The 9,631-nt window shown below is 32.4% G+C and carries 2 protein-coding genes; both read right to left on the reverse strand.

Annotated features, from left to right (window positions below; all coding sequences use genetic code 11):
* Positions 1-130: 130 nt before the first annotated feature.
* The gene (locus tag EC396_RS11235; RefSeq protein WP_240665693.1) at positions 131-4,231 is read right to left on the reverse strand and encodes a DUF6443 domain-containing protein; all 4,101 of its coding nucleotides are present in this window, start codon (positions 4,229-4,231) and stop codon (positions 131-133) included.
* 12 nt (positions 4,232-4,243) lie between these two features.
* Positions 4,244-7,669, reverse strand: coding sequence for an RHS repeat domain-containing protein (locus tag EC396_RS11240; RefSeq protein WP_129366788.1), 3,426 nt, complete (start codon positions 7,667-7,669; stop codon positions 4,244-4,246).
* Between the last annotated feature and the right edge of the window lie 1,962 nt (positions 7,670-9,631).

Below are 9,631 nucleotides of genomic sequence, written 5' to 3' on the forward strand. Positions count from 1 at the left end.
ATTTATATTCTTTTGATGTGTAATTATTACTTCTAAATTCTAGCCAGCCGAAGATGTACTTAAAATAAAGAAACGCTATAAATATAATAACTATTATTATGCTTATCAATATGGGTTTTCTTTTCATTGCCTATTGTTTTACCCAATTTTTTCCATCCCACTTATATGTACCTTCTGACATGTTACTAATATCGTTAAAAAAAGTCATTATTGAATGGTCTGTACTATTACCTGTGTTGGTCTGTACATCTACTTTACCATTCTCATCCTGATTAGCTAACCATCCCAAACCCAAAATATTCCAAAAACCTTGATGTTTAAATTGAAAAGTAGGGGTTTCTCCATCTGCTGTTAAAGAACCAGCTTGGTGAGGGTCAAAATCATAGACTGAAAACTTTATTTGTGATTGTTGTTCTTTAGGTAGTGTTTTAACATACTCCTTCAATGCTTTAATAAACCCTTTACCGTAAGCACCTCCCATACTATGAGTTATTATTTTTATAGTTTCTATGATTTCTCCAGAAGTTTTGTCTCTAGTTAAATTCGCAATTATACTTTTTGCTTCTTTTTTACCCCTTGAGTAACCTGCATCAACTCTGTTTTTAGCACTAAGGTTAGAGGTTACTAAACCTCTTGTAGAAAGGACAGTATTTAAAGCACCTCCCATAGAACCATCTAAATACATAGAGTTACTATCTCCAAAACGATTCATTACAGATGTGTCAAATGCTGCTGTTTCTTTCATATAAGTTCCATATGTATGCCATGAAAAACCTGCAAAACTTTTTGTCCCAGACATATAGTTAACTTTCTGATAAGACCTCCAATATTCGGCCTTTCCTCCACTTCCTCCGTGCATACCATTTATGAATATAACAATATTTCCATCAGGATCAGTAGCTTGAATAGGAGTATTTAAAGCATACACATAAGTAGAATTACTAAAATATAGTTCGCTTAAATTATCTGTAACATGCCATCTTCCTATTGAAGGGTCATACATTCTTGCTCCATAATCATACAAATCTAAACCAAGTTCTTCGTTATATTCTTTTCCTCCAAACTTATAAGGATGAGCAGTACCATTTATAACATTATTGTATCCCTTGTGTTTGAGACCAAAAGGATAGTAGTTATTTTCTTCTACAATTTTAAGTTCACCTGTTGATATTTGCAAATTAACAACATAAATATCTGCCGGATACGGGCTGTCATCACCTTTTACAATTCTAAGTCCTAAAAATTGAGTAGCTGGATGTTGTACCGTGTGAGTATAAGTATTAACTTTAGATGCTGCATCAGCATCTAATAATACTTCAGATACCATATTCCCTTGACCGTCTAATTCCTCTAAATAAACAGCTACTTGAATAAAAGGAGTGCTTGATGCATCTATCAATCCTAATTTTATTGTTAACGGCTGTCCTTGCCCTACACCTGGATAGTAAGGACTTTCGGATAAAATTTTATTTATAACTCCAGCATCTTTTTTATATGAGCTAAAACGTAAAGGGCCAGAACCTGATAACCTTTGGGCAGAAGAATTGTTGGCAGACCAACCAGCCCAATTAGGGACATTGGTATAAATTGGCATGAAGCCATACCTGTCATCTTCCTTATACGACAATCTTATATTTCCTAAATGATCTTTGTATTGGTATACATAATCATATCCTCCAGTACCACTAGGTTCTACATAACCTTCAGGTTGGTTAAAGAATTTCAAAGAACTGTTATCATACACATAATTACCCGCGTAATATGTAAATTTATCTGGCTTTCCACTTTCAACCACTTTTTTACTAAGCTTAATACCTGTTGCATCGTAAATATAAGAAATATTTCCGGTTGAAAAACTTATATTAGTTGGTAAATTTAAATGATTATATTCAATATTTGTAGAAATTCCTTTGTTGACATCTGTTAACATATTTCCGTTAGCATCATACGTATAATCGTTTGAAGGATCTGGTAATGTAGAATTATTATCATCTTTAAAATCGCCTGTCATTAAATTAGGTGTAACAATAGCATCAGATACTCTCATTAATTTATTGCCATCATAAGAATACGTAAGATCGTCCATTGTTCCAAAATGATTTGGAAATACTCTACCATACCAACGAGATATACCATATGTTGGATTTTCAACAATATGCCCTTTTCGTTTTAAGCGTTTAATATTCCCATTTTTATCATAACTCACTAAATCTAAACTATAATGGTCTGTTGCCTCAATTGCTTTTGTTATTCTATTTAAAGCGTCGTAACTATAATCATATTTTTTTGTATACACATCATCATTAAAAGTTTTCCAAGCAGTACTGCTTATATTTCCATTATAAAGTGGTTTAGCCCCCTCGTTATATCCTATTTCAAACCTAAACAAATCAAACCCTAAAGCTTGCGGATCATTAATATTCTTTAACCAACCTCGTATATTATATTTATAATTAACAACTTGTAGAGGTGAGTTTGAACCTCCACCAACACTCTTTACTATTAACTGACCTAACTCATCATAGCTGTTTTTTACGATATACTCCCAGCTTTTATTATCTATTTTTTGCTTTTGAGTAATTAGCCTCCCCATATGATCATATGAAAAAGCATCAACCACTGTTATAGCATTATTAATGTTTTCCTTAGAATTGGTATGTTCAGTTGTGGTTTCAATAACTTTACCTACAAAATCTAATTCACTTTTAATAATATCTGTAGTTTCTAAATAATTATTTTTACTAGCAACATATATAGGCCTACCTTTTACATCATAACCAGTAATGGTAGTAATCCAATTAGATGTACCCAATACTCTAACCTTGCTACCCGTTGCCAATCCTTTGGTTAATAATTTACTAGTATTGTTGTAGTTCACAATGGTTTGCCCGGCCCAAGAACTAGGCAAACTTAAGCCATCTTTATCAAAGGTGTAATCATCGTAGTAATTGATGGTCAATACTTCAATTGAAGTATTTGGAAAATTATTGTTCGAATAATAAATACCTAACCCCCCTGCAGTATCACTATTCACTTCATGAAAATTAGTAGAAGTATTGTTATTGTTTTGTGTATCAAAAAAACTTTGCATTGCATACTGATCAAGTTCTATAGAATGCGTATAAATACCCGTATAGGCAACTCTACCAAACACATCATACTTAGTAAATAACCATTCTTTGTTAACTGCTTGTATCGTATCTTGTGTTAGTACAGGCCTGTCCAAATTATCATACACAATAAATTCCCAACCTTTTCCTGGGATTTTCTTTTTTATCAATCTATTTCTGTAATCATAAACGTATTGATAACAAAGATCATTTAAGGCTTTTGTAGAAGGAAGTCCAGAATGAGCTTCCGAAGCTGGTGGTAAAACATAAGTTAAATTCTCAAAATCATCATATACATAATATGTGTCGTGTGCAATTTCTAGTTCTAAGCTACCAACAATAGTCCCATCTTCGTTAGTATCTATATCGGCATAAGTACGTTTTAAAACAACTCTTCCTTGCTTATCTTTAAACTCCTCGGTAGTGTGGTTCTTTCCACTTACCCAGTTTTCATCTTTAGTAATTGTTTTATATAATTCACTAGCATTATAATTACCATAATTATTACTTGAAGTGGTATTTAAATTTAAAATTGGAGTATAAGTGTTGTTTGCAAACGTTAGAGTTACATCATATTTTTTTACTTCATTATCGGTATTTGTTTGATATTCAAATTTAATGGTATGATCTGTATCACTATTTTTATTAACAGCCCAATCTGTACCTGGAGCGCCTTGTTCCAATACCCTATTTAGAGGTGATGCTTCATAATTTTTCTCTGAATATGGGTTAGTTGTATTTTCGTATTTTGAAACGTTGTAAAAAGATTCTGTACTACTTAATGCATTGGTTTGATAAGTTCCACCACTAGTTGAGGTGGCATACGGTAAATAATCTTTAGCTTGTCTGCCAAATTCATCATATCCAATATAGGTAACAATATCTTCAGAGCCACCACCGGCTCTAATACTTATACCTTGAATAGGTCTACCCAAACCATCTAAATAAGTGATATTTTCAATTTTATTTTCATTTGTTAAGGCTGTCCCACTAACTGCGTCTAAACCATTTAAAGTTTTTACTTGGTATGATGTTGTTTTAACATAATTTTCTGTAGTTGTTTGTCCAATCATAAAAGACGAAACAAAAAGGGTTGCTATGGTAAAAAGGAACGTTTTCATAATCATCTTTTTTTATTGTTTGTAGTTGTATTCGTTTTTACTTAATATATTCCCCTCAGCATCTTTTACATACTCCAATCTGTTAAAGGCATCATATTTATAATAAATGGTATAACCTTTAGGGTCTGTAATACTGGTGACTCCAATTAATGGATCGTAAGTGTAAGTGGTGACCATCGCGTTTGAAAGGGCTGTATGATTCCTCAACTGGTCAAGTTTTGTTCGTAAAATGTTTTCTGATGCTATAGAAATATCATTATTGGAGGCATCAACTGCCGGTGATATTAAGCTACTTTGAATTGCCATTGCTTGTGAAGAAGTGAAGTTCTCTATCTTTGCTATAGGGTGTTGATTACTATAACCCCATATATAATAGATAGAGGTGCCATCAGCTTTTGAGACTTCTAACGGATTACCATTAGCATCGTAATTATGATAAACGATACGGTCTTGTAATTCTTCGAGACCTTTTGATGTTTGAATAATTTCTGGAAGTACAATGTCATTTCCAAGATCTTTAAAATTAGTACGTTGTCTAGATAATAGCACATCACTTTTATATGTTTCGGTCTGTATCGGAATGTTGATTCTATATAGTTCTGTTTTTATTTTTTCTATTACACTCATCTGAGCTTCTGTCAACGAAGTGCCTGGTAGGGAAGGTATCCCTGTAATATCTTTCGGATAATACGTTTTAGTTTTCAAGGTAATTCCCTCACTATCTGTAGTTTCTTTTTCGGAAAGTAAATAATTATTATTGTATTTAAAACTTGTAATTGTTTCAATAGGATTAAGACCTTTTAAATCATATTCACGATTAATTTTTGAGGTTAATAGTTTTTTTCCTAAGTATGTTTTTCTTGTTTTGAAATAAAAATTTATACTATTTAAATCTTCAGTAATTCCATATGGATTTATACTTGTCTGCCAAGATTTTGGATTCCAAAGAGGTTCGATATAATTTACATTAAAATTAGATTCATCAACTGTATCATAATTGTATTCCTCTTCACTAACTAGACTATAATTAGGTTCTCCATTTATTTCTGTAATATATTTGAAATATTGTATTTTTTTAATAAATCCATGTTTGAACGGCTTTATTATTTTGTCTGCAATATCTTCATTATTTATTACTTCATTCATTATAGACCCTATAAAGGTATTTTCATTGCAACAAGAGGTCATGTCAAATAATGGATGTTTATACACTTCTCCTGTGTCAGTAATATCTCTTTCCACAAGCACATTTTCATAAGTATAAACTTTTTTACCATTATCTAATCCATTAGCAAAGTCAGATTCTGTAACAATACCATATTCTATAGAGGGCAAAAGACCAATTCCATTTTCAAAATTTGGAGAAGAAGATAGTATTGCCCATAACGTTGAAGACTTAATATGTTTTTTTACATACCCACCACTTTTTTGTTGATTAATAATATTTGGGTTAGAATAACTGTAGTTTTTAACCAATACAGGTGTTTCACTTACTCCATTATAATTTTTAATTGATTTAATTCTAAGCCCTCCAACATATTTAGTTTTATTGATAGTAACGTAACCTTCAGGTTCATCCCAACTAACTCTAGCGGTAACTGATGGAACGTATGAAGGAGGATTGGACCCGTGACCAAATTCCTCTGCTTCGATTGTATAAGTACCTCCTGCGGTGAGATTAATTGGGACAATGTATTCAGTAGCCGGATAAATAGTAGTTGCTCCAGATCTCTTATAGATTGTTTGCAAGCCACTAAATTTCGCATATGAGTTACTGCTTTGGCTTCCAGAATAAGCATCAGTAAAGTAAATACTTAATTTTCCATTTATTGGGCCACCAAGTGGATTTTGATCTATTGTAAAAGTTAAACTTTGTTTCCCATTTGAAAAACAACCTGTGCAATCTCCTGAGCCTATTGCTTGGATAACCTTGGACTTTGAATTATTAATTGGTGTATTTAAAGATACATCATATTGATTTGCTTCAAATTCAAACTCTGTATAACCACCTGTAGGATAGGTGATTTTCGTTAAGATTCCTGATTTCATTTTAGTTGGATGAGCATCTCTATTTGCATTACCAGCAGTATGTTCAGTATATGTATAAGTGTCAGGAATATAATCATATACTTTCGTGGTAAATGTAGTCAGTGGTATTAATGATTGTTCATTATTATCATTAATGTAACCCCAAAAATCTTGTTTTGAACTACCTCGACTTGGTAATAATTGCTGATCATATTCAAATTCAAATTTTTGTGAATCACTTGCTGTTAATGCCCCAATTGTTAATGATTCTAATTTTAAGGATTTTACTTTTGCTTTTTGGTCAAAATCATTTGATGCGGGCTCAGGTCCTCTTTTATAGTATGAATGATTTAAATGTATTTCTTTAACTAATTGGTCGATATTATTATTTGTGTCAAAAAACACCTTCATATTAACAAGTCTATATTCGTCATTTAAATCAAGTCTATCTAATGAAGATTCAAATTGCATATAACCATTTTTAAATATAATTTTATCTAAATAGCATTTATCTATTTCCACTCGGTTATTCCAAAAGTTCTGATTTAATAAATGACTTCCTTCTGGTGACGCATGATGAAATTCAATAGCATCTGATGTTTTAACCGGGATTTCAAAACTCTTCTTTCTTTTATACTCAAAAGTGATAGTATCTTTTTTATTAGGAGCAATAACTTTCGATAGATAATAGGCTGTTTGCGCATCTCTACGATAGCTAATGAAGGCAGAAGGTGGTGGTAGTTTTGAAATTTCTGTATCATTAAAGACTAATACAGTACCGTCTTCAATAACTACTTGAATACCATAATTCGGTGCCCCAATAGATGTAACTTTAATTGAATTATTACTTTCAAATACAACTTCTCTAATACCATTTTTTTTTATAAAGTAAAAAGTAGCATTGACACCATAAGCATTTAAAATATATTGATCTGGTTTATCATCTTCAAATCCACGCCAAGCATCATATAAATAATTAAAATTACTTTCATTAAACTCTAAATTTGTTATGCTTTCTGGCATATCACCAATTCCATCAGGAATACCCTTAATATTACGAATAATTGCTCCGCCTGCTTGCAAATTCCAGCCTAAACCTACCCACGAGGCTCGTTCATTTAAACGAATACCTGAAGAATTGTAATTGATAGCAATAGGCAATTCTAAACTCCCGCTTTTAACAGAATAGATTGGAACAGAAATATTTGTCTTTCCTAAGTTCGTGTTTACAGCATAGGATCCAAATCTAGCTAATGCAGCTGCATTTGGTGAAACGGGAGCCAATACTGGTAATTCTGTTTCTTGTCCATTCAATTGTAAACATGTAAATAAAGTAAGGTTTAAGAAAAAATTAACTATAAATATCCTTTTCATATCTAGTAAATATTTTATTTTTTTGTTAGTACACATAGGTTTAATATTTAATTTCAATATTAAAGACTTAAATTTAATCATCGCAAATGAAACACCTTTGTATTTGTAATGACATTCCTTAGTGTTTGACTTGAAAAATGAAATTCCACCTTTCCTAACTGATCACTGAGCGGAGTCGAAGTGTCTGTTGGCACAAATTTGCAATCTGTGATATCTTAGTACTATCAAGTTTAAAATAATTTGTTAGCGCGGATTTGAAATCCGTGCAAGTGCCTTATTAGCATAGCCCATCTGCTATAGCAGATTTGCTATCTGTGGCGATTTATTTAAAGCTTCTTAAAAGTCAAAACCATTTCCTAGTTTATAGAAAATGGTTTTGTATGTTCTTAATTGTTACGGGCACGGAATGCAATTCCGCGCTATCATTATACGTGTGGTGGCGCAGATTTGTAATCTGTGACACCTTATGCTATTGTACAGTTAGTAATAAAGTAAAACCACCTCCTAATTTATAGAAAGTGGTTTATATTATATTAGTATTAGTCGCTTACTCGTTACGGGCACGGAAAACATTTCCGCGCTATCATTATACGTGCGTTGGCGCAGATTTGTAATCTGTGACAATTACTAACTTAAAATTATATTTATTTTCCTTATGCTATTGTACAGTTAGTAATAAAGTAAAACCACCTCCTAATTTATAGAAAGTGGTTTATATTATATTAGTATTAGTCGCTTACTCGTTACGGGCACGGAAAACATTTCCGCGCTATCATTATACGTGCGTTGGCGCAGATTTGTAATCTGTGACACCTTATGCTATTGTACAGTTAGTAATAAAGTAAAACCACCTCCTAATTTATAGAAAGTGGTTTATATTATATTAGTATTAGTCGCTTACTCGTTACGGGCACGGAAAACATTTCCGCGCTATCATTATACGTGTGGTGGCGCAGATTTGTAATCTGTGACACCTTATGCTATTGTACAGTTAGTAATAAAGTAAAACCACCTCCTAATTTATAGAAAGTGGTTTATATTATATTTGTATGTTCTTAATTGTTACGGGCACGGAATGCAATTCCGCGCTATCATTATACGTGTGGTGGCGCAGATTTGTAATCTGTGACACCTTATGCTATTGTACAGTTAGTAATAAAGTAAAACCACCTCCTAATTTATAGAAAGTGGTTTATATTATATTAGTATTAGTCGCTTACTCGTTACGGGCACGGAAAACATTTCCGCGCTATCATTATACGTGCGTTGGCGCAGATTTGTAATCTGTGACAATTACTAACTTCATTTATTTAAAGCTTCTTAAAAGTCAAAACCATTTCCTAGTTTATAGAAAATGGTTTTGTATGTTCTTAATTGTTACGGGCACGGAATGCAATTCCGCGCTATCATTATACGTGCGTTGGCGCAGATTTGTAATCTGTGACAATTACTAACTTAAAATTATATTTATTTTATCAAATAGTGAATATGTAAATTAGCTTTACTTGTAAGGATTTTATACTAGTACTCATTGTTACGGGCACGGAATACAATTCCGCGCTATCGTTTCGTGTGACAAATCCGCGCCATCGGGTTACAAATCCGCGCCATCTGGTGGGCACGGATTGCAAATCCGCGCTATGGGGGTTGCAAATCCGCGCTATCGGGGGTTGCTCATTTATAGTAACAGTTTTACACGAACACAATGCAATTAGAAACATTAGAATACTTAATCTTTTTATCATAAAATAGTTGGCTTTATTCAATGTATTAAAATTAAGATTGTTTTTTTGACTTAGAATAAGGATTCACCTTGTAAATACTAAGCACTATCCTTTCATTTGTTATTTTTTTTAAGAAATTAACATGTTAAAAAGCATCTAAGTGTCCGTTGGCGCAGATTTGTAATCTGTGACATCTTATGCTATTGTACAGTTAGTAATAAAGTAAAACCACTCTCTAATTTATAGAAAGTGGTTTATATCTAATTTATAGAAA

This window comes from Lutibacter sp. HS1-25 (assembly GCF_004121075.1).
Lineage (GTDB): Bacteria > Bacteroidota > Bacteroidia > Flavobacteriales > Flavobacteriaceae > Lutibacter.